Here is a 21,445-nt window from a genome sequence, read left to right as displayed (position 1 = left end):
CGGCAACCGCAACGCCGACAACCGCAACGACGACAACCGCGGCGGCAATCGCAACGCCGACAACCGCAACGACGACAACCGCAACGACGACAACGATGACGACGAACGCGGCGGCCGGCGCGGCCGCCGGTTCCGCGATCGCCGGCGTCGCGGCGAACGAGGCGCCGAGGGCGGTGGCGCCGGTGGCGGTGACACCGAACTCCGTGACGACGACGTCGTGCAGCCCGTCGCAGGCATCCTCGACGTGCTCGACAACTACGCCTTCGTGCGGACCTCCGGCTACCTGGCCGGCCCCAACGACGTGTACGTGTCGATGAACATGGTCCGCAAGAACGGCCTGCGCCGCGGCGACGCGGTGACGGGCGCGGTGCGGGTGGCCAAGGACGGTGGTGACGGCGGCAACCAGAATCAGCGGCAGAAGTTCAACCCGCTGGTCCGGTTGGACAGCGTCAACGGCGGCCCGGTCGAGGACGCCAGGAAGCGGCCCGACTTCAACAAGCTGACGCCGCTGTACCCGAACCAGCGGCTGCGTCTGGAAACCACCCCGGACCGGTTGACCACCCGCGTCATCGACCTGATCATGCCGATCGGCAAGGGTCAGCGCGCCCTGATCGTCTCGCCGCCCAAGGCCGGTAAGACCACGATCATGCAGGACATCGCCAACGCGATCACGGTCAACAACCCGGAATGCCACCTGATGGTCGTGCTCGTCGACGAACGGCCTGAAGAGGTCACCGACATGCAGCGTTCGGTGGTGGGCGAGGTCATCGCCTCGACCTTCGACCGGCCGCCGTCGGACCACACCCAGGCCGCCGAGCTGGCGATCGAGCGGGCCAAGCGGCTCGTCGAGCAGGGCAAGGACGTCGTCGTGCTCTTGGACTCGATCACCCGGCTCGGCCGCGCGTACAACAACGCATCGCCCGCCTCGGGTCGCATCCTCTCCGGTGGTGTGGACTCCACCGCGCTGTACCCGCCGAAGCGATTCCTCGGGGCGGCGCGCAACATCGAGTTCGGCGGCTCGCTGACGATCATCGCCACCGCGATGGTCGAGACCGGTTCGACCGGTGACACGGTGATCTTCGAGGAGTTCAAGGGCACCGGCAACGCCGAGCTCAAGCTCGACCGCAAGATCGCCGAGCGCCGGGTGTTCCCGGCGGTCGACGTGAACCCGTCGGGCACCCGCAAGGACGAGTTGCTGCTGTCGCCGGACGAGTTCGGCATCGTGCACAAGCTGCGCCGGGTGCTGTCCGGTCTGGACAGCCATCAGGCCATCGACCTGCTGATGAGCCAGCTGCGGAAGACGAAGACCAACTACGAGTTCCTGGTGCAGGTCTCCAAGAACACCCCGGGTTCGGTCGACAACGACTGACGCCATCTCGGAAGGAGAGCCCCCGCCCTACGGCGGGGGCTTTTCTTCGGCTCGCCTCGGTACTCAAAGTTGAGTAGTCTGGCGGACATGGCCACGACAACGATCCCGATGCTGCCCTGCGTCGCGCCGGACCAGACAGTCGAGTTCTTCACCGCGCTCGGCTTCGAGACGATCTACAGCCAGACCCGTCCGTACCTGTCGCTGTGGTTCCGGCGCGCCGAACTGGAACTCCAGTACGTGGGGGCGCCGACGAACCTCGACCCCGCCGAAGAGTGTTCCGGTGGTTGCGTGGTGATGGTCGACGACCAGGAGGCCCTGGCCGCGCTGCACGACGACTTCACCGTCGCGCTGCGCCGCCAGTACGGCAAGGTGCTCGCAACGGGCCGGCCCCGGATGACCTACTTCCGGCCGGGTCAGACCCGGTTCTCCGCGGTCGACCCATCCGGCAACAATCTCGTCTTCATCAGCCGCGACGAGCCCATCGAACTCGAGTACGGCGGCTCGGCGGCGCTGACCGGTCTGGCCAAGGTCATCGACAACGCGCGGATCTTCCGCGACTTCAAGACCGATCCCCGAGCGGCCGCCCGCGCGCTCGACTCCGGGCTGCGCCGCCACCGTGCCGACGCGCCGTTGCGTGACGTCGCCCGCGCGTTGGCCGCCCGCGCGGAAATCGCCGTCGCGCTCGGGGACCGGGCGCGCGTCGAGGAGATCGACGCCGAACTGAACGCCTTGCCACTGAGCCAGGCCGACCGGGCCGCACTCGCTGACGACCTGGCGGCGGCCGCTCGGCTGGAACGCTGGCTGTCGGACTGATGTCGACCGTCCGCCTGCTCGTCCTGGGCGTCGTGCGGATGCACGGCGCCGCGCACGGCTATGCCGTCCACCGCGAGCTGACGTCGTGGCGGGTGGACACCTGGACCAAGGTGAAGCCGCCGTCGATCTACCACACGGTCAAACAACTGGCCCGGGAAGGCTTTCTGCAGGACACCGGCCGCACCGAGAACTCCCGCGGGCCGGCTCGGGTCGAGTACCTGGTCACGGCGACGGGGGAGCGGGAGTTCTTCCGGCTCCTCGAGGCGGCCCTGCTCAATCCGGACATCGAGGAGTTCGGCGCCGGAATCGCCCTCATGCGCTTTCTGCCCAGGCGCCGGGTCACCGAATTACTCGAGGCGCAACTGAGCGTCACGCGGACCATCGGCGATGAGCTGCAGGACTTGAAGGCGCAGTGGCCCGACCCGGCCGAGCCGCCGCACGCACAGCACCTGCTCGACCTGTGGCGCGGAACGTTCACTGCCACTTCGGACTGGACGGCGCAGATGCTCGCCCGGGTCGCCGGTGGTGAATTCACCTTCGCCGACGACGCCGGGCCGCACGGCGATCAGAGCGCGGGATCTGCCCGCAGACCGGGCATCACGTAGCGCCGGACGTGGGTGAGCATCGCTACCCGGTCGCCGGCGTCGAGCGTGTTTCCCGGCACCGTCGCGAGTGAGAGAATCACCCGCGCAACCCATTCCGAAGCCTCGGCGATGTCCGTACCGGCGTGGATCTCGCCTGCGTCGCGGGCGGCGACCAGGTAGCGGGACCAGAAGTCGGCGAGGTCGGGCACCAGCCCCGCCACACCCGCGCCCGCGCACGCCGCGAACTCCTCGGGTTCGTCGATCCGCAGCTTCATCAGCAGCGCGCCGGGGTCGTCGTAGGCGGTGCGGCCGTGCCTGATACCCGCGACGAGCTGGCGGTCCAGGCCCGTCACCGACTCCAGCATTGCGTGGGCCTGCGACCAGTACGCGTCGTTGAGGCGCACGATCGCGGCGCCCAGCAGCGACACCTTGTCGGGGAAGTGCCGGTACAGCCACCCGCGCGACACCCCGGCCTGTTCGGCCACCTCCGACACCGTCGTCGCGCGAATGCCGTTGACGCGCAAACACTCCTCGGCGGCGTCGATCAACCGATCGCGCACCGTCGGGGTGGGCGTGCTCGCCGTCACCTGCGTGTCCCTTCCGCAATCCGCCGCGGAGTCGCCCGCGTCGGATGCATTCTGCCAAGTGACGTGCCGTGTGCAATTCGCGGCACCGCAATGGTAGACAACCATGGTAGACACTTCTGCGAATCTGTTCACTACTCGACGAGGCGGCCGGGCATGACGGAAACCCTGCAGCAGCTGCTGCGTGAACGTGCCGACCGGGACACGGTCGCGGTGCGGCACGGGGAGCGCAGCTGGACCTGGCGCGAGCACATCGCCGACGCGAGCACCCAGGCGTCGGCGCTGATCGCCGCAGCTGACCCGCAGCGGCCGCTTCACGTCGGAGTCCTGCTCGGCAACACCCCCGAGATGCTGACCGCGCTGGCCGCCGCCGCCCTGGGCGGCTACGTCCTGTGCGGTGTCAACACCACCCGCCGAGGCGACGCACTGGCCCGCGACATCGCCCGGGTGGACTGCCAGATACTGCTCGTCAACGCCGAACACCGTCACCTGGTCGAAGGCCTCACGCTGCCCGGTGTCACGGTTTTCGACACGTCGAGCGCCGAGTGGACGCAACGCCTTGCCGCCGCGCCCGCACTGACGCCGCACCGGGAGGTCGCGCCGGACGACACCTTCATGATGATCTTCACCTCCGGCACCAGCGGAGAACCCAAGGCCGTCGAGGTTCCGCACTCGATGGTGCTGTTCGCAGGCAGCGCGCTGGTGCAGCGCTACGAACTCGGTCCGGACGACGTCTGCTACCTCGCGATGCCGCTGTTCCACTCCAACGCGGTGTACGCCGGCTGGAGCGTCGCCGTCGGCGCCGGGGCCGCGATGGCGCCGGCGTCCTTCTCGGCATCCCGCTTCCTCGCCGACATCCGCCGCTACGGCGTCACCTACATGAACTACGTCGGCAAGCCGCTGGCGTACATCCTTGCCACCCCCGAGCAGCGGGACGACCACGACAACCCGCTGCGTATCGCCTTCGGCAACGAGGCCGCCGACCGCGACATCGAGGCCTTCGGCCGGCGCTTCGGCTGCACGGTCTGGGACGGGTTCGGCTCCACCGAGACCGCGGTGATCATCACCCGGCCTGACGACTGCCCAGCGGGGTCCATCGGCCGCGGCTTCCCCGGCGTGGCGATCCACAACGCAGAGACCCTGCAGGAGTGCGCGGTGGCCGAGTTCGACGCCACCGGTGCGCTGGTCAACGCCGACGACGCGGTCGGGGAGCTGGTCAACACCGCGGGCAGCGGGCTGTTCCGCGGCTACTACAACGATCCCGGCGCGACGGCGGACCGGATGCGGCACGGGATGTACTGGTCCGGGGACCTGGCCTACCGGGACGCCGAGGGCTGGATCTACCTGGCGGGCCGCACTGCCGACTGGATGCGCGTCGACGGCGAGAACCTGACGACCGCGCCGATCGAGCGAATCCTGTTGCGGCTGAGCGTGATCAACAGGGTTGCGGTGTATCCGGTGCCGGACGACCTCGTCGGCGACCAGGTGATGGCCGCCGTGGTGCTGCAGGACGACGCGACGCTGACACCGGCGGAGTTCGAGGCGTTCCTCGCCGCCCAGCTCGACCTGTCACCGAAAGCGTGGCCCCGTTACCTGTGGATCGCCGACGACCTGCCGAGCACGGCCACGAACAAGATCCTCAAGCGGGAATTGGTGGCACGCGGGACGGATCCGGACCGCAGGCTGCTGTGGAAGCGCTCAGGGACCCGTTACGCCCCGCACGGCCAGCCGGCGGTCAGCGGTACGGATCGGTGATCTCGCGCAGCGACATCAGCATCCCGCGCAACTGTTCGTAGGCCTCCGGGCCGACGTGGGTGCGCCATTCGGCCTCCACCTTGGCGACCTCGCCGGCTGCCGCCGCACACAGTGCTCTGCCTCTGGCGCTGAGTGTCACCAGGCGTGCCCTCGCATCAGCCGGGTCGGGTCTGCGCACTACGTAACCGCTCCGCTCGAGTTCGTCGATCAACGCTCCCGCGGTCTGCTTGGTCACCTGTGCCTGCTCGGCGAGTTCGGTGACGCGGATGCCGTTCGGGCTCAACCTCTGCACGATCCGACACTGCGCCACCGTCAGATCGTCGAAACCCGCGGCCCGTAACGCCTGAAAGATCTGTGTCTCGGCGGCGCGATGCGCGATGAACAACAGGGTCGCGGTGTTGGGTGCCTCGGTCACCCCGTTGACTTTAGTACGGGATCCTGTCTATATTTCGTCAGGAATCCTGACTAAAAGGAGGCTCGCCGTGGACACCGCCACGATCTGGCACCACATCGACACCGAGCGGGCCTCCCTGGCCGATTTCCTCGAGACGCTCGACGCAGACCAGTGGGCGACACCGTCGCTGTGCGCCGGGTGGACCGTCCGCGACGTCGCCGTCCACATCACCCAGTCCGGCGCCCCATGGCGCCGCCTGGTGCGCGAGGTGCTGCGATCAGGTTTCCGCTTCAACGCGATGGTGCACCGGGTCGCGCGCGAGGATCCCAGCACGCCCGAGGAGATCGTCGCGACGCTGCGCGCCATGGCGGGCAGCCGGCGGCGCCCACCGGGCACCGCCGTGGCGGACCCGCTGATGGATGCGCTGGTGCACGGTCAGGACATCGCCGTGCCGCTGGGCGTCGACCGCCCGATGCCGCCCGCCGCCGCTGTCGTCGCGGCCCGGCGGGTGTGGGACATGGGCTTCCCCATGCACGCGAAGAAGCGATTCGCCGGGGTCGAGTTCACCGCCACCGACGCCGACTTCCACGTGGGCAGCGGCGAACAGGTGCAGGGACCGATCCGCGACATCCTGCTGGTGCTCTCGGGCCGGCGCGCGGGCCTGCCCGGCCTGTCGGGCCAAGGAATAGCGGCAGCCTCCGCCGGTGTTTAGGAGGTTGGCGGCTGACCTGGCATAATCGACCGCTAGTCACCCTCGGTTCCGGTTCACGCCTGATCTACCAGGTCAATGGCAGGCGACCCGGCGGCCAACGAATGAAGAGGACACCAATGAAGACGGGAATCCACCCCGAATACGTCGAGACCACCGTCCAGTGCGGCTGTGGCAACTCGTTCCAGACTCGCAGCACCAAGGGCAGCGGCCAGATCGTGGTCGAGGTCTGCTCTCAGTGCCATCCCTTCTACACCGGCAAGCAGAAGATCCTCGACAGCGGCGGCCGCGTCGCCCGCTTCGAGAAGCGCTACGGCAAGCGCGCCGGTGCCGCGGACAAGAAGGCCGCCGACAAGTAGCTGCCCTTCCGACGCCCGTTCTGTCGCTGTCAGCGCAGGCCGGGCGTCGGTTGCGTTACGGGGACGACGTGAGAGAGGAGATCGGCACACATGAGCGCACCCACCGCGGTCGACGCGCTGATCGCCGAGCACGCAGACCTGGAGCGCCAGCTGTCCGATCCGGCGCTGCACGCCGACGCCGCGCGGGCCCGCAAGGCGGGCCGCCGCTTCGCGCAGCTCGCGCCCATCGTCGCCACGCACCGAAAGCTGGAGGCCGCCCGGGGTGACCTGGAGGCGGCCCGCGAGCTGGCCGCCGACGACGACTCGTTCGCCGCCGAGGTGCCCGAACTCGCCGCCAGCGTCGACGCGCTGGAGACCCAGCTGTCCGACCTGCTGGCCCCCCGGGACCCGCACGACGCCGACGACATCGTCCTCGAGGTGAAATCCGGTGAGGGCGGCGAGGAGTCGGCCCTGTTCGCCGCCGACCTGGCCCGGATGTACATCCGCTACGCCGAACGGCACGGCTGGACCGTCACCGTGCTCGACGAGACCACCTCGGACCTCGGCGGCTACAAGGACGCCACCCTGTCGATCCGCAGCAAGGGCGACTCGGCCGACGGCGTCTGGTCGCGACTCAAGTTCGAAGGTGGTGTGCACCGGGTGCAACGGGTGCCCGTCACCGAGTCGCAGGGCCGGGTGCACACGTCGGCCGCGGGCATCCTGGTCTACCCCGAACCCGAAGAGGTCGAGCAGGTGCAGATCGACGAGTCCGATCTGCGCATCGACGTCTACCGGTCGTCCGGCAAGGGCGGTCAGGGCGTCAACACCACCGACTCGGCGGTGCGCATCACCCATCTGCCCACCGGCATCGTCGTCACCTGCCAGAACGAGCGGTCCCAGCTGCAGAACAAGGCACGCGCCATGCAGGTGCTCGCCGCGCGCCTGCAGGCCGTCGCGGAGGAACAGGCGCAGGCCGACGCGTCCGCCGACCGGGCCAGCCAGATCCGCACCGTCGACCGCAGCGAGCGCATCCGGACGTACAACTACCCGGAGAACCGCATCGCCGACCACCGCATCAACTTCAAGGCGCACAACCTCGATCAGGTGCTCGACGGCGACCTCGACGCGCTGTTCGACGCGCTGGCCGACGCCGACAAACAGGCCCGACTCAACAAGGCATGACGCGGATGCGTGAGGCGATCGACGAGGCCGCGGCGACGCTCGCCGCGGCCGGCATCGGTTCCCCGCGCGTCGACGCAGTGGATCTGGCCGCCGAAGCGGCCGCGACCGACCGCGGCCGGGTGGCCCTGATCGACACGGTCACCGACGACGTCCTGGAGCGCTACCGCGAACTGATCGCCGCCCGCAGCCGGCGGATCCCCGTGCAGCACCTGGTCGGCACCGCGGCGTTCGGGCCCGTGCAGGTCCGCGTCGGCCCCGGCGTGTTCATCCCGCGACCCGAGACGGAGTCGCTGCTCGAATGGGCGCTGGCCCAACCGCTCGGTGAACACCCGCTGATCGTGGATTTGTGCACCGGATCCGGTGCGCTGGCCCTGGCGTTGGCGCGAATCCGGCCGGACGCGCGGGTGGTCGCCGTCGACGACAGCGAGGCGGCCCTCGAATATGCCGCGCAGAACCTGGCCGGCACCGCCGTCGAATTGGTGCACGCCGACGTGACCGTCCCGGGTCTGCTGCCCGACCTCAGCGGCCGCGTCGACCTGATCGTCGCCAATCCGCCCTACATCCCCGACGGAGCGGTGCTCGAACCCGAGGTGGCCGACCACGATCCCGCGCACGCGCTCTTCGGCGGGCCCGACGGCATGGCGGTGATCCGGCCGATCATCGACCTGGCGGCGCGCCTGCTGCGGCCCGGCGGGCGGTGCGGCATCGAACACGACGACACCACCTCGGCGCAGACCGTCGCGGCGTTCACCGACCACGGCGGATTCACCGACGCGATGGCGCGCCGGGACCTGGCCGGACGGCCGCGCTTCGTCACCGCGACCCGGAGGCCGACGACATGATCGGGTGCATGACATGACCGGCAACTTCGACTGCACCGACCCCGGCGAGCGGGACGCCGGGATCGCCGCCGCGGTCAGCGCGCTCAAGGGCGGGGGACTGGTCGTGCTGCCCACCGACACCGTCTACGGCATCGGCGCGAACGCCTTCGACAGCTCTGCGGTGGCCGCACTGCTGGCCGCCAAGGGCCGTGGCCGCGACATGCCGGTGCCCGTGCTGGTCGGCTCCTGGCACACCATCGACGGGCTGGTGTACTCGGTGCCGCGCACCGCCCGCGAACTCATCCGGGCATTCTGGCCCGGCGCGCTGAGCCTGGTCGTGCGGCAGGCGCCGTCGCTGGCCTGGGACCTCGGCGACGCCGACGGCACCGTCATGCTGCGGATGCCCCTGCATCCGGTGGCCATCGACCTGCTGCGCGAAGTCGGCCCGATGGCGGTGTCCAGCGCCAACATCTCCGGCAGCCCCGCCGCCGTGACGGCCGCCGACGCCCGCGCCCAACTCGGTGACAAGGTGGAGGTGTACCTCGACGCCGGGCCGTCCGCCCAGCAGGCGGCGTCCACCATCGTCGACCTCACCGGCGCCCATCCGCGCATCCTGCGCGTCGGTCCGGTCAGCGCCGAGTCGGTCGCCGAGGTCCTCGGCGTGAACACGGAGAGCCTGCTCACCGAGTGAGCCGGCCCGGTTGCAGTACGGTGGCGCGGTAATGACAGCAGTGCTCGATCATGCGTCGCAGGAGCTGCTGGCGCTGTCCGACCGTGGTGCGGGCGTCCCGCTGCGCGAGCTCGCACTCGTCGGCCTGACCGCCGCGATCATCACCTACTTCGCCACCGGTTGGGTGCGCGTGCTGGCCACCCGCCTCGGCGCGGTGGCCGTGCCCCGCCAGCGCGATGTGCACGTGCAGCCGACGCCCCGGATGGGCGGGCTGGCGATGTACGTCGGCGTCGCCGCGGCCGTCCTCCTCGCCTCCCAGCTCCCGGCACTGACACGGGGCTTCGTCTACTCGACCGGCATGCCCGCGGTGGTGGTGGCGGGCGGGTTGATCATGGCCATCGGCCTGATCGACGACCGCTGGGGACTGGACGCGCTGACGAAGTTCGCGGGCCAGATCACCGCCGCCAGCGTGCTCGTCACGATGGGGGTGGCGTGGAGCGTGCTCTACATCCCGATCGGCGGCGTCGGCACCATCGTGCTCGACCAGGTCTCGTCGATCCTCCTCACGCTCGCGCTGACCGTGGCGATCGTCAACGCGATGAACTTCGTCGACGGTCTGGACGGTCTGGCCGCCGGCCTGGGTTTGATCACCGCGTCCGCCATCTGCATCTTCTCGGTCGGACTGCTCCGCGACCACGGCGGCGACGTGCTGTTCTATCCGCCGGCGGTCATCTCCGTGGTGCTGGCGGGCGCGTGTCTGGGATTCCTGCCGCACAACTTCCACCGGGCCAAGATCTTCATGGGCGACTCCGGATCGATGCTCATCGGCCTGATGCTCGCCGCGGCGTCGACCACCGCGGCGGGCCCGATCTCGCAGACCGCCTACGGCGCGCGCGACGTGTTCGCGCTGCTGTCGCCGTTCCTGTTGGTGGTGGCCGTCATGTTGGTGCCGGCCCTCGACATGCTGCTGGCGATCATCCGGCGCACCAGGGCCGGGCTCAGCCCCTTCAGCCCCGACAAGATGCATCTGCACCACCGGTTGCTGGAGATCGGCCACTCGCACCGCCGTGTGGTGCTGCTGATCTACCTGTGGGTGGGCATCATCGCCCTCGGCGCGGCGAGCACGATCTTCTTCGACCCGCGGCACACCGGCGCGGTGATGCTGGCGGCCATTGCGGTGGCGATCGTGGCCACCCTGATCCCTCTGCTGCGGCGCAGGCAGGACCCCGTGGAAGTGGCCGATCCGGTCATGTACGACAAAAAGTAGTAGGCCCGGTTTAGGGCCACCTACCATGTGGTACCTTTCCCTGCAGAACCCGAAAAACCTCGCGGGTTGCCGGCCCCCGGGTCGTCGGTTTCACAGCCGGACGACACGGAAGAACGACCGACAAAGGGAGCTGCCCCTTGGGTGATTCCAGCGAGACTTTGGCCCTCCGATACGCTCGGCAGGCACTCACAGGAACATCGGGACAACTTCTCAGATTCGCGGGATTGAGGTGAAGTCGTGACGACGCCAGCGCAGGACGCGCCGTTGGTGTTGCCCGCAGTTGCTTTCCGGCCGGTGCGCCTGCTCGTCATCTGTGCGGTGCTGGCCGGTCTCGCGACGCTCGGGACCGCACTGCTGGGATACCCGATGGTCGGAGCGTTCTTCGCGATCGGCCTCGCGCTCGGACTCATCAACGCGGTGCTGATCCAGCGGTCGGTGGAGTCGATCACCGCGAAGGACCATCCACTCAAGCGCAACATGGCACTCAACTCGGCCACCCGCCTGCTGGTGATGACCGTGGTCGGACTGACCATCGCCTACATCTTCAAGCCCCAGGGACTCGGGGTGGTCTTCGGCATGGCCCTGTTCCAGGTGATCTTGGTGGCCTCGACGGCGCTCCCCGTCGTCAAGAAGCTCAAAGCCCAAGCCGCTGACGGACTCGAAGGAGAGACTCCACAGCAATGACGCAGACCATCCTGGCCGCCGAGGGCGGCATTCAGGTCGGCCACCACACCGAGGCCAACTGGTTCGGGCTGACGGTCAACACCGACACCATTCTCTCCACCGCCATCGCCGCCGCCATCGTTCTCGGCCTCGCCTTCTTCCTGCGGGCCAAGGTCACCTCGACCGGCGTGCCGAACGGCGTGCAGCTGTTCTGGGAGGCCCTCACCGTCCAGATGCGCAACCAGATCGAGGCGGCGATCGGCATGAAGATCGCGCCGTTCGTGCTGCCGCTGGCGGTCACGCTGTTCGTGTTCATCCTCGTCGCCAACTGGCTGTCGGTGCTGCCGGTGCAGTACTCCGACGAGACCGGCATCCACGAGCTGCTGAAGCCGGCGGCGTCGGACATCAACTTCGTGCTGGCATTGGCGCTGTTCGTCTTCATCGCCTACCAGGGGGCCGGTTTCTGGCGCCGTGGCCTGCTCGGCCACCCGAAGAAGCTGTTGAAGGGCCACGTCGCGATCCTGGCGCCGATCAACCTGGTCGAGGAGCTGGCCAAGCCGATCTCGCTGTCCCTCCGACTCTTCGGCAACATCTTCGCCGGCGGCATCCTGGTCGCCCTGATCGCGCTGTTCCCGCCGTGGATCATGTGGGCGCCGAATGCGATCTGGAAGAGTTTCGACCTGTTCGTCGGCGCGATCCAGGCCTTCATCTTCGCGCTGCTGACCATCCTGTACTTCAGTCAGTCGATGGAGCTCGACGAGGACCATCACTGACCGCCTGATCGACCGCGCCAACCGATTTACCGCACGAGCACGACCCACGTCCTGGTAGGCCACTACCAGTTATCAAGGAGGATAAGGAATGGATCCCACAATCGCTGCCGGCGCACTCATCGGCGGTGGACTGATCATGGCCGGCGGCGCCATCGGCGCCGGCATCGGTGACGGTATCGCCGGTAACGCGCTGATCGCCGGCATCGCTCGTCAGCCGGAGGCGCAGGGTCGACTCTTCACGCCGTTCTTCATCACGGTTGGTCTGGTCGAGGCCGCGTACTTCATCAACCTGGCGTTCATGGCCCTGTTCGTGTTCGCCACCCCGGTCGGCGCCTGATAAACAACCCCCTGGAGTCTCGAGTCATGGGCGACCTGAGCACGACCATCCTTGCCGCCGAAGGCGGCGGGGGTGGCAGCAACTTCCTCGTTCCGAACGGCACGTTCTTCTTCGTGCTGCTCATCTTCCTCATCGTGCTGTTCGTCATCGCCAAGTTCGTGGTGCCACCGATCGGCAAGGTGCTGAACGAGCGCGAGGCGATGGTCGCCAAGACCAACGACGACAACAAGAAGTCGGCCGAACTCTTCGCGGCAGCGCAGGCCGATTCCCGCAAGGTGATGGGCAAGGGCAGGCGCGACGCCGCGGGCATCCGCGACGAGGCCCGCGGCGAGGGTCGCAAGATCCTCGAGGACATGCGGGCCCGGGCGAGCGCCGAATCGGCGGAGACGCTTGCGCGCGCGAACGACGAACTGTCCGAACAGGGTCGGCAGACCTCGGCCGAACTGCAGTCGTCGATCGAGACGCTGTCGGCGACCTTGGCCAGCCGCGTTCTCGGAGTCGACGTCACCAGCGGGTCCGCAGCGACCAGTCAGGGACGGTAACCACATGTCGACATTCATCGGTCAACTAGTCGGTTTCGTCGTCATCGTCTGGCTACTGTGGCGTTACGTGGTGCCTCCGGTTCGCCGGATGATGACCACGCAGCAGGAGACGGTGCGTCGTCAGCTGGAGGAGAGCGCCACGGCCTCCAACAAGGTCGCTCAGGCGGACTCGCAGCACGCCAAGGCGGTCGAAGAGGCCGAGGCCGACGCGAAGAGGGTGGTCGAGGAGGCCCGCGCCGACGCCGAGAAGATCGCCGAGCAGATGCGGGCCCAGGCCGACAGCGAGGTCGAGCGGATCAAGGTTCAGGGTGCACAGCAGGTGCAGCTCCTGCGCCAGCAGCTCATCCGCGAACTGCGGCAGCATCTCGGCACCGAATCCGTCGCTCGCGCAGGTGAAATCGTCCGCGAGCATGTGTCCGACGAGGGCCGCCAGTCGGCCACCGTCGACCGGTTCCTCGACGAACTCGATGCGATGGCTCCGTCGGAGGCGACCATCGATGACGCCGTCGGAGCACGCCTGCGGGCCACCAGCCGCGAATCGCTCAACGCGGTCGTCGCCCGTCTCGAGGAACTGACCGACGGCGCCGACGCCGAGGGACTGACGTCGCTCGCCGACGACCTCGTCGCCGTGACGAAGCTGCTGCGCGCCGAGACCGTGCTCGCCAAGCACCTCTCCGAGTCCACCGACAACTCCGAGGGGCGGGCCAATCTCGCGGAGTCGCTGCTCTCGGGCAAGGTGTCCGACTCCGCGGTGGAGGTCGTCAAGGCCGCCGCCTCGCAGCGGTGGTCCGACGAGGACGATCTCGTCTTCGCGATCCGCCACACCGCCCGGCTCGCACTGCTGGTCCGCGCCGAGCGCAACGACGAGACCGCCGAGGTGGAGGACCAACTCTTCCGCTTCAGCCGGATCATCGACGAGGAGTACCAGCTCAGCGCACTGCTGAGCGACTACACCACTCCCGCGGAGGGCAGGATCGCGCTGCTCGACTCGGTGCTCGGGCGTTCGGCCGGCGGAGCCAGCGACACCACCAAGGCACTGCTCGCCCAGGCTGTCGACCTGCTGACCGGCGAGCGCGCCGACGAGATCGTGCGCGAGCTGGCCGAGCTCGCCGTGGCCCGGCGGGGTGAGGTGGTGGCCCATGTGACCGCCGCCGCCGCGCTGAGCAACGACCAGCGGAACCGTCTCACCGAGGTGCTCAGCCGTATCTACGGCCACCCGGTGTCGATCCAGCTGCAGATCGAGCCCGACATCCTGGGCGGACTGCGCATCGCAGTGAACGACGAGGTCATCGACGGCTCGCTGTCGTCGCGACTTGCCGCGGCCGAGACCCGGTTACCGGGCTGACAACCACACCAAAGACCACGAACACAAAAGGCAGGAAGACGAACGCATGGCAGAGTTGACCATCTCGGCTGCTGACATCCAGGGGGCGATCGAGGACTACGTCGCCAACTTCGCCACCGACACCGACCGCGAAGAGATCGGCACCGTCATTGATGCCGGTGACGGTATCGCGCACGTCGAGGGGCTGCCCTCGGTGATGACGCAGGAGCTGCTCGAGTTCCCCGGCGGTGTCCTCGGCGTGGCGCTCAACCTCGACGAGCACAGCATCGGCGCGGTGATCCTCGGCGACTTCGACAAGATCGAGGAGGGCCAGCAGGTCAAGCGGACCGGTGAGGTGCTGTCGGTGCCCGTCGGTGACGGCTTCCTGGGCCGCGTCGTCAATCCGCTGGGCCAGCCGATCGACGGCCGCGGCGAGATCGAGACCAGCGAGCGCCGTGCCCTCGAGCTGCAGGCGCCGTCGGTGGTGCAGCGCCAAGGCGTCGGCGAGCCGCTGCAGACCGGCATCAAGGCGATCGACTCGCAGACGCCGATCGGCCGTGGCCAGCGGCAGCTGATCATCGGTGACCGCAAGACCGGCAAGACCGCGGTCTGCGTCGACACCATCCTGAATCAGCGCCAGAACTGGGAGACCGGCGATCCTGACCAGCAGGTGCGCTGCGTCTACGTCGCCGTCGGCCAGAAGGGCACCACGATCGCCAGCGTGCGACAGACGCTCGAAGACGGCGGTGCGATGGACTACACCACCATCGTCGCCGCGCCGGCCTCGGACTCGGCCGGCTTCAAGTGGCTCGCGCCGTACGCCGGTTCTGCCATCGCGCAGCACTGGATGTACGACGGCAAGCACGTGCTGATCGTGTTCGACGACCTGACCAAGCACGCTGAGGCGTACCGCGCCATCTCGCTGCTGCTGCGCCGCCCGCCGGGCCGCGAGGCGTTCCCCGGCGACGTGTTCTACCTGCACTCGCGGCTGCTGGAGCGTTGCGCGAAGCTGTCCGACGAGCTGGGTGGCGGGTCGATGACCGGGCTGCCGCTGATCGAGACCAAGGCCAACGACATCTCGGCCTACATCCCCACCAACGTCATCTCGATCACCGACGGCCAGTGCTTCCTCGAGACCGACCTGTTCAACCAGGGTGTGCGGCCGGCGATCAACGTCGGTGTCTCGGTGTCCCGCGTCGGCGGCGCCGCCCAGATCAAGGCGATGAAGGAGGTGGCCGGCTCGCTGCGCCTCGACCTGTCGCAGTACCGCGAGCTGGAGTCGTTCGCCGCCTTCGCCTCGGATCTGGACGCCACCTCGAAGGCGCAGCTGGATCGCGGCGCCCGACTGGTGGAGCTGCTCAAGCAGCCGCAGAACAGCCCGATGCCGGTCGAGGAGCAGGTGGTGGCGATCTTCCTCGGCACCCGCGGGCACCTCGACTCGGTGCCGATCGAAGACGTGATGCGCTTCGAGCAGGAGTTCCTCGAGCACCTGAAGTCCTCGAAGCAGGAGATCTTCGACGAGATCCGGGACAGCAAGAAGCTGTCCGACGAGCTCGAGAAGAAGCTCGTGGACGCCGTCAACGATTTCAAGAAGGGCTTCGAGAGCTCCACCGGCGAGTCCGTCGTCGCCGACGAGAACGTCGACGCCCTGTCCGACGAGGACCTCGAGAAGGAATCGGTCAAGGTCCGCAAGCCCGCTCCGAAGAAGAAGTAAGGCGTTCATAACCCATGGCTGCCACACTGCGCGAACTGCGCGGCCGCATCCGCTCCGCGGGCTCGATCAAGAAGATCACCAAGGCCCAGGAGCTGATCGCGACCTCGCGTATCGCCAAGGCGCAGGCCCGAGTCCAGGCGGCTCGGCCCTACGACCGCGAGATCACCAACATGCTCACCGAGCTCGCCAGTGCCAGTGCGCTGGACCATCCGCTGCTCGTCGCGCGCGAGAACCCGCGGCGGGCCGGTGTGCTGGTGGTGTCCTCGGATCGGGGACTGGCGGGGGCATACAACGCCAACGTGTTCCGGCGTTCCGAGGAGCTGTTCTCGCTGCTGCGTGAGGAGGGCAAGGAGCCCGTCCTCTACACGGTCGGCCGGAAAGCCCTGGGTTATTACAGCTTCCGCAACTGGGACATCGCCGAGTCGTGGAACGGCTTCTCCGAGCGGCCCGACTACTCCCACGCGCAGGAGATCGGGTCCACCCTGGTCGACGCGTTCATGGCGGGTGAGGACGACGAAGGCGACGACGCCGGCGCGGACGGCATCCTCGGTCTGGACGAACTGCACATCGTGTTCACCGAGTTCAAGTCGATGCTGTCGCAGTCGGCGATCGCCCGCCGTATCGCTCCGCTGGTGGTGGAGTACAGCGAGGAGGAGGACAACGAACCGCACACGCTGTTCTCCTTCGAGCCCGACGCGGAGACGCTGTTCGACGCCCTGCTGCCGCGGTACGTGTCCACCCGGATCTTCGCCGCGCTGCTCGAGGCGGCGGCGTCGGAGTCGGCATCGCGCCGGCGTGCGATGAAGTCGGCGACCGACAACGCCGACGATCTGATCAAGGAACTGACGCTCATGGCCAACCGCGAACGGCAGTCCCAGATCACCCAGGAAATCAGCGAAATCGTCGGTGGCGCCAATGCGCTCGCGGACGCCGCCAAGAAGTAAACCAAGGCCCGGAAGCCCAGCGAAGAAGCTAGGAAGCGAAGAAAAGACATGACTGCTACTGCTGAAAAGAAGACCAGCACCGACACCGCCGGTCGCGTGGTACGCATCACCGGGCCCGTCGTCGACGTCGAGTTCCCGCGCGGATCGGTGCCCGAGCTGTTCAACGCGTTGCACGCCGAGATCACCTACGGGGACCTCGCCAAGACGCTGACCCTCGAGGTCGCCCAGCACCTCGGCGACAGCCTGGTGCGCACCATCTCGATGCAGCCCACGGACGGCCTGGTCCGCGGCGTCGAGGTGACCGACACCGGGAAGTCCATCTCGGTGCCGGTCGGCGACGGCGTGAAGGGCCACGTGTTCAACGCGCTCGGTGACTGCCTCGACGAGCCCGGCTACGGCGAGGACTTCGACCACTGGTCGATCCACCGCAAGCCGCCGCCGTTCGACGAGCTGGAACCCCGCACGGAGATGCTGGAGACCGGGCTCAAGGTCGTCGACCTCCTTACGCCGTACGTGCGTGGCGGCAAGATCGCACTGTTCGGCGGTGCCGGCGTCGGTAAGACGGTGCTCATCCAGGAGATGATCAACCGCATCGCCCGCAACTTCGGCGGTACCTCGGTGTTCGCCGGCGTGGGGGAGCGCACCCGCGAGGGCAACGACCTCTGGGTCGAGCTCGCCGACGCCAACGTGCTCAAGGACACCGCGCTGGTGTTCGGCCAGATGGACGAGCCGCCGGGCACGCGTATGCGCGTCGCTCTGTCGGCGTTGACCATGGCGGAGTACTTCCGCGACGAGCAGCAGCAGGACGTGCTGCTGTTCATCGACAACATCTTCCGGTTCACGCAGGCCGGCTCTGAGGTGTCCACGCTGCTCGGCCGTATGCCGTCCGCCGTGGGTTACCAGCCCACGCTGGCCGACGAGATGGGTGAGCTCCAGGAGCGCATCACCTCGACGCGTGGTCGATCGATCACCTCGATGCAGGCCGTGTACGTGCCCGCCGACGACTACACCGACCCCGCGCCGGCCACCACGTTCGCGCACCTCGATGCCACCACGGAGTTGAGCCGTTCGGTGTTCTCCAAGGGCATCTTCCCGGCGGTGGACCCGCTGGCCTCGAGCTCGACCATCCTCGACCCCTCGGTCGTCGGTGACGAGCACTACCGGGTGGCCCAGGAGGTCATCCGAATCCTGCAGCGCTACAAGGATCTCCAGGACATCATCGCCATTCTCGGCATCGACGAGCTCGCCGAGGAGGACAAGCAGCTGGTGCAGCGCGCCCGACGTATCGAGCGCTTCCTGAGCCAGAACATGATGGCTGCCGAGCAGTTCACCGGCCAGCCCGGTTCGACAGTCGAGCTCAAGGAGACCATCGAGGCGTTCGACAAGCTGTCGAAGGGCGACTTCGACCACCTGCCGGAGCAGGCGTTCTTCCTCATCGGCGGTCTCGAGGATCTGCAGAAGAAGGCGGAGAGCCTCGGCGCCAAGATGGACGACAACGCCAGCGATGGTGCGCCGGTCGAGAGCGATTCGGACAGCAGCGACTCCGATGACGACTCGGACGGCGGCGACTCGGACGGCGACAGCAAGAAGGACGACGCCAAGAAGGACGACGCCAAGAAGGACGACGCCAAGAAGGACGACGCCAAGAAGGGCGGCGACAGCAAGGGCGATGACGCTGATAAGGACGACTAGCGATGGCTGACTCCGAACTGGACGTTGACATCGTCGCCGTCGAGCGGGAGATCTGGTCGGGGAAGGCGACATTCGTCTTCACCCGCACCACTTCCGGCGAGATCGGCATCCTGCCCCGGCACATCCCGCTGGTGGCGCAGCTCGTCGACGACGCCATGGTGCGGGTCGAACGCGAGGGTGAAGAGGACCTGCGGGTCGCCGTCGACGGTGGCTTCATGTCGGTCACCGACGAGGGCGTGATCATCCTCGCCGAATCGGCTGAGCTGGAATCCGAGATCAACGCCGAGCAGGCGAAGACCGACGCGGACTCCGACGACGAGGCGACCGCGGCCAGAGGGCGCGCGAGGCTTCGCGCCCTGGGCCAGATCGACTAGGTTCCAGCGATGAGCGCGTCCATGTGGATCATGGTTGCGCTCACCGGTGTGCTTGCGTCGGTCGTCGCCGTCCTGTGTTACCGGCTGTGGAAGTTGAGGCAGGTCGGCGGCACGGGCGCGATCCTGCGGGATGTTCCTGCCGTCGGCGGCCACGGCTGGCGACACGGCGTGATGCGTTACCGCGGAGGAGAAGCCGAGTTCTACCGGCTGTCGAGTCTGCGGTGGTGGCCGGACCGGCGGTTGAGCCGCCGCGGCGTGGAGATCGTGTCCCGGCGTGCCCCACGCGGTGACGAATTCGACATCATGACCGACGAGATCGTCGTGCTCGAACTGCGGGACACCGGTGACGAAAGGCAGGGTTACGAGGTGGCTCTGGACCGGGGTGCGCTGACGGCGTTCCTGTCCTGGCTCGAGTCACGCCCGTCGCCACGCGCCCGTCGTCGGAACTACTGACGCGCTACGTCGCCTGAGTGCCGGCCGGGCCGCCGGGCTTCCACAGCACGTCGCCTCCGGGGTTGGCCACCCGCGACAGGATGAACAACAGGTCCGACAGCCGGTTGAGGTACTTGGCCGGCAGCACGTGGACCGAGTCCCCGTGCGCGTCGACTGCCGTCCATGCCGACCGCTCTGCGCGGCGCGCCACGGTCCGGGCGACGTGCAGCAGCGCCGAGAGGGGCGTACCGCCGGGCAGCACAAAGGAATTCAACGCCGGAAGCGGCTCGTTGAACTCGTCGCACCATGTCTCGAGCCGGTCGATGTAGCTCTGTGGGACGCGCAGCGGGAGGTGTTCGGGATTGTCGATGACGGGCGTGGAGAGGTCGGCGCCCGCATCGAACAGGTCGTTCTGCACCTGCAGCAGCACCTCCCGGATGCGCGGATCCGGGTTGCCCAAGGCGATCGCCGTGCCGATCGCGGCATTCGTCTCGTCGCAGTCGGCATACGCCACCAGCCGGGGGTCGTTCTTCGCGACCCGGCTGAAATCGCTGAGACCGGTCGTTCCGTCGTCGCCGGTGCGGGTGTAGATGCGGGTCAGGTGCACGGCCATGGACAAACCGTACCGGCACGCGGCACCGCGGAGCTCGGCTCGCATTTCTGTTTTAGCCCCGTGCGCTGTTTACACTGACCGGCGTGAGCGAGCGATTCGTGGTGACCGGCGGTAGCCGGTTATCGGGCGAAGTTGCCGTCGGGGGCGCCAAGAACAGTGTGCTCAAGCTGATGGCCGCGTCGCTGTTGGCCGAGGGTACGAGCACGATCACCAATTGTCCGGACATCCTCGACGTACCCCTGATGGCGGAGGTCCTGCGTGGCCTCGGTGCCACGGTCGAACTGACCGGGGAAACCGTACGGATCACGTCGCCCGACGAGCTGAAGTACGACGCTGACTTCGCGGCGGTGCGCCAGTTCCGGGCGTCGGTGTGCGTGCTCGGACCGCTGGTCGGCCGATGTAAGCGGGCGAAGGTGGCGCTGCCCGGTGGCGACGCGATCGGCTCGCGGCCGTTGGACATGCACCAGGCGGGGCTGCGACAGCTCGGGGCGCGGTGCAACATCGAGCACGGCTGCGTCGTGGCTGAGGCCGATCACCTGCACGGGGCGGAGATCCAGCTCGAATTCCCGTCGGTGGGCGCCACCGAGAACATCCTGATGGCCGCGGTGCTCGCCGAGGGTGTGACGACGATTCACAACGTCGCTCGCGAACCCGACGTCGTCGACCTCTGCACGATGCTCAACCAGATGGGCGCTCAGGTCTCCGGCGCGGGCTCCTCGACGCTGACGATCACCGGGGTCGACCGGCTCTATCCCACCGAGCACCGCGTGATCGGCGACCGCATCGTCGCCGCCACCTGGGGCATCGCGGCGGCGATGACCCGCGGTGACATCTCGGTGACCGGGGTGGACCCGCAGCATCTGCAGTTGGTGCTGCACAAGCTGCACGATGCCGGCGCGACCGTGACGCAGCACGACAACGGCTTCCGGGTGGTGCAGTACGAGCGGCCCAGGGCGGTGAACGTCGCGACGCTGCCCTTCCCCGGTTTCCCCACCGACCTTCAGCCGATGGCGATCGGGTTGGCGGCGATCGCCGACGGGACGTCGATGATCACGGAGAACGTGTTCGAGGCGCGGTTCCGCTTCGTCGAGGAGATGATCCGGCTCGGTGCCGATGCGCGTACCGATGGTCACCACGCGGTGATCCGCGGTATCCCGCAGCTCTCCAGTGCGCCGGTCTGGTCGTCCGACATCCGGGCCGGCGCCGGTCTGGTGCTCGCCGGCCTGGTCGCCGACGGCGACACCGAGGTTCACGACGTGTTCCACATCGATCGCGGCTATCCGTTGTTCGTGGAGAACCTGGTCAGTCTCGGCGCGGAGATCGAACGGGTCGTCTAGCCGCTGCGGCGGTCGGCGTACCGCCGATTTGCCTTGTGGCCAGCCGATTTTGAGCTCACGGCATCAGCGCGTATGCTAGTGAAACACCGACGGCCCCGGCCGAAAGGCCCGGCGGACGCGGTTTGACCTCTCTGTTCACATGCAGTACAGTGGCAGGGTTGCCCGCGGAGCGGGTGTGTTGTTTGAGAACTCAATAGTGTGTTTGGTGGTTTTT

At 68.0% G+C, this 21,445-nt stretch carries 24 protein-coding genes; 21 read left to right on the top strand and 3 right to left on the bottom strand.

The window, feature by feature from the left end:
* The 3 genes from rho to Q2100_RS11365 form a co-directional block, all read left to right on the top strand.
* Positions 1 to 1,369: transcription termination factor Rho (gene rho / locus Q2100_RS11375; RefSeq protein WP_302914142.1), on the top strand; the 1,369-nt coding region annotated here is incomplete at its 5' end.
* Between the two features lie 87 nt (positions 1,370 to 1,456).
* Positions 1,457 to 2,182, top strand: coding sequence for a DUF8817 family protein (locus Q2100_RS11370; RefSeq protein ID WP_302914141.1), 726 nt, complete (start codon positions 1,457 to 1,459; stop codon positions 2,180 to 2,182).
* On the top strand, positions 2,182 to 2,787 hold the full coding sequence (locus tag Q2100_RS11365) for a PadR family transcriptional regulator (RefSeq protein ID WP_302914140.1): 606 nt from the start codon (positions 2,182 to 2,184) through the stop codon (positions 2,785 to 2,787). The genes Q2100_RS11370 and Q2100_RS11365 overlap by 1 nt, the downstream gene beginning before the upstream one ends.
* Here the strand turns inward: Q2100_RS11365 and Q2100_RS11360 are convergent.
* Positions 2,748 to 3,353, bottom strand: coding sequence for a TetR/AcrR family transcriptional regulator (locus Q2100_RS11360; RefSeq protein WP_302914139.1), 606 nt, complete (start codon positions 3,351 to 3,353; stop codon positions 2,748 to 2,750). The genes Q2100_RS11365 and Q2100_RS11360 overlap by 40 nt on opposite strands.
* A 153-nt stretch (positions 3,354 to 3,506) precedes the next feature.
* Here Q2100_RS11360 and fadD1 point away from each other — a divergent pair, with 153 nt between their 5' ends.
* Positions 3,507 to 5,105 carry a fatty-acid--CoA ligase FadD1 gene (gene fadD1, locus Q2100_RS11355; protein ID WP_302914138.1) on the top strand — a complete coding sequence of 533 codons (1,599 nt, stop codon included), beginning with the start codon at positions 3,507 to 3,509 and terminating at the stop codon, positions 5,103 to 5,105.
* On the opposite strand, the gene Q2100_RS11350 is transcribed toward fadD1, so the two are convergent.
* On the bottom strand, positions 5,086 to 5,520 hold the full coding sequence (locus Q2100_RS11350) for a MarR family winged helix-turn-helix transcriptional regulator (protein ID WP_264014152.1): 435 nt from the start codon (positions 5,518 to 5,520) through the stop codon (positions 5,086 to 5,088). The genes fadD1 and Q2100_RS11350 overlap by 20 nt on opposite strands.
* Before the next feature lie 67 nt (positions 5,521 to 5,587).
* On the opposite strand from Q2100_RS11350, the gene Q2100_RS11345 reads away from it, so the two are divergent.
* From Q2100_RS11345 to Q2100_RS11270, 16 genes are all read left to right on the top strand, one after another.
* Positions 5,588 to 6,211, top strand: a complete 624-nt coding sequence (locus Q2100_RS11345) for a maleylpyruvate isomerase family mycothiol-dependent enzyme (protein WP_302914137.1) — start codon at positions 5,588 to 5,590, stop codon at positions 6,209 to 6,211.
* A gap of 116 nt (positions 6,212 to 6,327) precedes the next feature.
* On the top strand, positions 6,328 to 6,567 hold the full coding sequence (gene rpmE, locus Q2100_RS11340) for a 50S ribosomal protein L31 (protein ID WP_269892170.1): 240 nt from the start codon (positions 6,328 to 6,330) through the stop codon (positions 6,565 to 6,567).
* Positions 6,568 to 6,657: 90 nt separating this feature from the next.
* Positions 6,658 to 7,728: a peptide chain release factor 1 gene (gene prfA, locus Q2100_RS11335; protein ID WP_302914136.1), complete on the top strand. Its 1,071-nt coding sequence runs from the start codon at positions 6,658 to 6,660 to the stop codon at positions 7,726 to 7,728.
* Entirely contained in the window at positions 7,725 to 8,570 is an 846-nt protein-coding gene (prmC, locus tag Q2100_RS11330; protein WP_302914135.1) for a peptide chain release factor N(5)-glutamine methyltransferase, read from the top strand. The genes prfA and prmC overlap by 4 nt, the downstream gene beginning before the upstream one ends.
* Before the next feature lie 13 nt (positions 8,571 to 8,583).
* On the top strand, positions 8,584 to 9,240 hold the full coding sequence (locus Q2100_RS11325) for an L-threonylcarbamoyladenylate synthase (RefSeq protein ID WP_302914134.1): 657 nt from the start codon (positions 8,584 to 8,586) through the stop codon (positions 9,238 to 9,240).
* A 31-nt stretch (positions 9,241 to 9,271) separates the two neighbouring features.
* Positions 9,272 to 10,486, top strand: a complete 1,215-nt coding sequence (locus Q2100_RS11320; protein ID WP_302914133.1) for a glycosyltransferase family 4 protein — start codon at positions 9,272 to 9,274, stop codon at positions 10,484 to 10,486.
* 237 nt (positions 10,487 to 10,723) lie between these two features.
* Positions 10,724 to 11,170 (top strand): ATP synthase subunit I, encoded by a 447-nt coding sequence (locus tag Q2100_RS11315; RefSeq protein ID WP_302914132.1) that lies wholly within the window; start codon positions 10,724 to 10,726, stop codon positions 11,168 to 11,170.
* Positions 11,167 to 11,922, top strand: a complete 756-nt coding sequence (gene atpB, locus Q2100_RS11310) for a F0F1 ATP synthase subunit A (protein ID WP_302914131.1) — start codon at positions 11,167 to 11,169, stop codon at positions 11,920 to 11,922. The genes Q2100_RS11315 and atpB overlap by 4 nt, the downstream gene beginning before the upstream one ends.
* A gap of 88 nt (positions 11,923 to 12,010) precedes the next feature.
* Positions 12,011 to 12,259: a F0F1 ATP synthase subunit C gene (locus Q2100_RS11305; protein ID WP_066828954.1), complete on the top strand. Its 249-nt coding sequence runs from the start codon at positions 12,011 to 12,013 to the stop codon at positions 12,257 to 12,259.
* 26 nt (positions 12,260 to 12,285) lie between these two features.
* Positions 12,286 to 12,801, top strand: coding sequence for a F0F1 ATP synthase subunit B (locus tag Q2100_RS11300; protein ID WP_302914130.1), 516 nt, complete (start codon positions 12,286 to 12,288; stop codon positions 12,799 to 12,801).
* A gap of 4 nt (positions 12,802 to 12,805) precedes the next feature.
* Positions 12,806 to 14,146 carry a F0F1 ATP synthase subunit B/delta gene (locus tag Q2100_RS11295; protein ID WP_302914129.1) on the top strand — a complete coding sequence of 447 codons (1,341 nt, stop codon included), beginning with the start codon at positions 12,806 to 12,808 and terminating at the stop codon, positions 14,144 to 14,146.
* A 46-nt stretch (positions 14,147 to 14,192) separates the two neighbouring features.
* Entirely contained in the window at positions 14,193 to 15,839 is a 1,647-nt protein-coding gene (gene atpA, locus Q2100_RS11290) for a F0F1 ATP synthase subunit alpha (RefSeq protein WP_302914128.1), read from the top strand.
* A 14-nt stretch (positions 15,840 to 15,853) separates the two neighbouring features.
* Positions 15,854 to 16,783, top strand: a complete 930-nt coding sequence (locus Q2100_RS11285; protein WP_264014164.1) for a F0F1 ATP synthase subunit gamma — start codon at positions 15,854 to 15,856, stop codon at positions 16,781 to 16,783.
* A 48-nt stretch (positions 16,784 to 16,831) separates the two neighbouring features.
* Positions 16,832 to 18,475, top strand: a complete 1,644-nt coding sequence (gene atpD, locus Q2100_RS11280; RefSeq protein WP_302914127.1) for a F0F1 ATP synthase subunit beta — start codon at positions 16,832 to 16,834, stop codon at positions 18,473 to 18,475.
* A gap of 2 nt (positions 18,476 to 18,477) precedes the next feature.
* Positions 18,478 to 18,849 carry a F0F1 ATP synthase subunit epsilon gene (locus Q2100_RS11275; RefSeq protein ID WP_264014165.1) on the top strand — a complete coding sequence of 124 codons (372 nt, stop codon included), beginning with the start codon at positions 18,478 to 18,480 and terminating at the stop codon, positions 18,847 to 18,849.
* A 9-nt stretch (positions 18,850 to 18,858) separates the two neighbouring features.
* A complete protein-coding gene (locus Q2100_RS11270; RefSeq protein ID WP_264014166.1) occupies positions 18,859 to 19,302 on the top strand; it encodes a DUF2550 domain-containing protein in 444 nt (147 codons plus the stop codon).
* Between the two features lie 4 nt (positions 19,303 to 19,306).
* Here the strand turns inward: Q2100_RS11270 and Q2100_RS11265 are convergent, their stop codons facing one another.
* Entirely contained in the window at positions 19,307 to 19,894 is a 588-nt protein-coding gene (locus tag Q2100_RS11265; protein WP_302914126.1) for a cob(I)yrinic acid a,c-diamide adenosyltransferase, read from the bottom strand.
* An 83-nt stretch (positions 19,895 to 19,977) separates the two neighbouring features.
* On the opposite strand from Q2100_RS11265, the gene murA reads away from it, so the two are divergent.
* Positions 19,978 to 21,231: a UDP-N-acetylglucosamine 1-carboxyvinyltransferase gene (gene murA, locus Q2100_RS11260; RefSeq protein WP_264014168.1), complete on the top strand. Its 1,254-nt coding sequence runs from the start codon at positions 19,978 to 19,980 to the stop codon at positions 21,229 to 21,231.
* The last annotated feature ends 214 nt before the right edge of the window (positions 21,232 to 21,445 follow it).

Source organism: Mycolicibacterium arseniciresistens, from assembly GCF_030519285.1.
Classification (GTDB): domain Bacteria; phylum Actinomycetota; class Actinomycetes; order Mycobacteriales; family Mycobacteriaceae; genus Mycobacterium; species Mycobacterium arseniciresistens.
Note: the sequence above shows the minus strand (reverse complement) of the source record. Positions and strands in the feature narration are given on the sequence as shown.

Excerpts from the sequence above, each read along its gene's own strand:
- atpA (WP_302914128.1), top strand. The coding sequence starts at position 14,193 with ATGGCAGAGTTGACCATCTCGGCTGCTGACATCCAGGGGGCGATCGAG.
- atpB (WP_302914131.1), top strand. The coding sequence starts at position 11,167 with ATGACGCAGACCATCCTGGCCGCCGAGGGCGGCATTCAGGTCGGCCAC.
- Q2100_RS11275 (WP_264014165.1), top strand. The coding sequence starts at position 18,478 with ATGGCTGACTCCGAACTGGACGTTGACATCGTCGCCGTCGAGCGGGAG.
- prmC (WP_302914135.1), top strand. The coding sequence starts at position 7,725 with ATGACGCGGATGCGTGAGGCGATCGACGAGGCCGCGGCGACGCTCGCC.
- Q2100_RS11325 (WP_302914134.1), top strand. The coding sequence starts at position 8,584 with ATGACCGGCAACTTCGACTGCACCGACCCCGGCGAGCGGGACGCCGGG.
- fadD1 (WP_302914138.1), top strand. The coding sequence starts at position 3,507 with ATGACGGAAACCCTGCAGCAGCTGCTGCGTGAACGTGCCGACCGGGAC.
- Q2100_RS11285 (WP_264014164.1), top strand. The coding sequence starts at position 15,854 with ATGGCTGCCACACTGCGCGAACTGCGCGGCCGCATCCGCTCCGCGGGC.
- Q2100_RS11320 (WP_302914133.1), top strand. The coding sequence starts at position 9,272 with ATGACAGCAGTGCTCGATCATGCGTCGCAGGAGCTGCTGGCGCTGTCC.
- Q2100_RS11305 (WP_066828954.1), top strand. The coding sequence starts at position 12,011 with ATGGATCCCACAATCGCTGCCGGCGCACTCATCGGCGGTGGACTGATC.
- Q2100_RS11300 (WP_302914130.1), top strand. The coding sequence starts at position 12,286 with ATGGGCGACCTGAGCACGACCATCCTTGCCGCCGAAGGCGGCGGGGGT.
- Q2100_RS11370 (WP_302914141.1), top strand. The coding sequence starts at position 1,457 with ATGGCCACGACAACGATCCCGATGCTGCCCTGCGTCGCGCCGGACCAG.
- prfA (WP_302914136.1), top strand. The coding sequence starts at position 6,658 with ATGAGCGCACCCACCGCGGTCGACGCGCTGATCGCCGAGCACGCAGAC.
- Q2100_RS11265 (WP_302914126.1), bottom strand. The coding sequence starts at position 19,894 with ATGGCCGTGCACCTGACCCGCATCTACACCCGCACCGGCGACGACGGA.
- atpD (WP_302914127.1), top strand. The coding sequence starts at position 16,832 with ATGACTGCTACTGCTGAAAAGAAGACCAGCACCGACACCGCCGGTCGC.
- Q2100_RS11295 (WP_302914129.1), top strand. The coding sequence starts at position 12,806 with ATGTCGACATTCATCGGTCAACTAGTCGGTTTCGTCGTCATCGTCTGG.
- rpmE (WP_269892170.1), top strand. The coding sequence starts at position 6,328 with ATGAAGACGGGAATCCACCCCGAATACGTCGAGACCACCGTCCAGTGC.
- Q2100_RS11270 (WP_264014166.1), top strand. The coding sequence starts at position 18,859 with ATGAGCGCGTCCATGTGGATCATGGTTGCGCTCACCGGTGTGCTTGCG.
- Q2100_RS11365 (WP_302914140.1), top strand. The coding sequence starts at position 2,182 with ATGTCGACCGTCCGCCTGCTCGTCCTGGGCGTCGTGCGGATGCACGGC.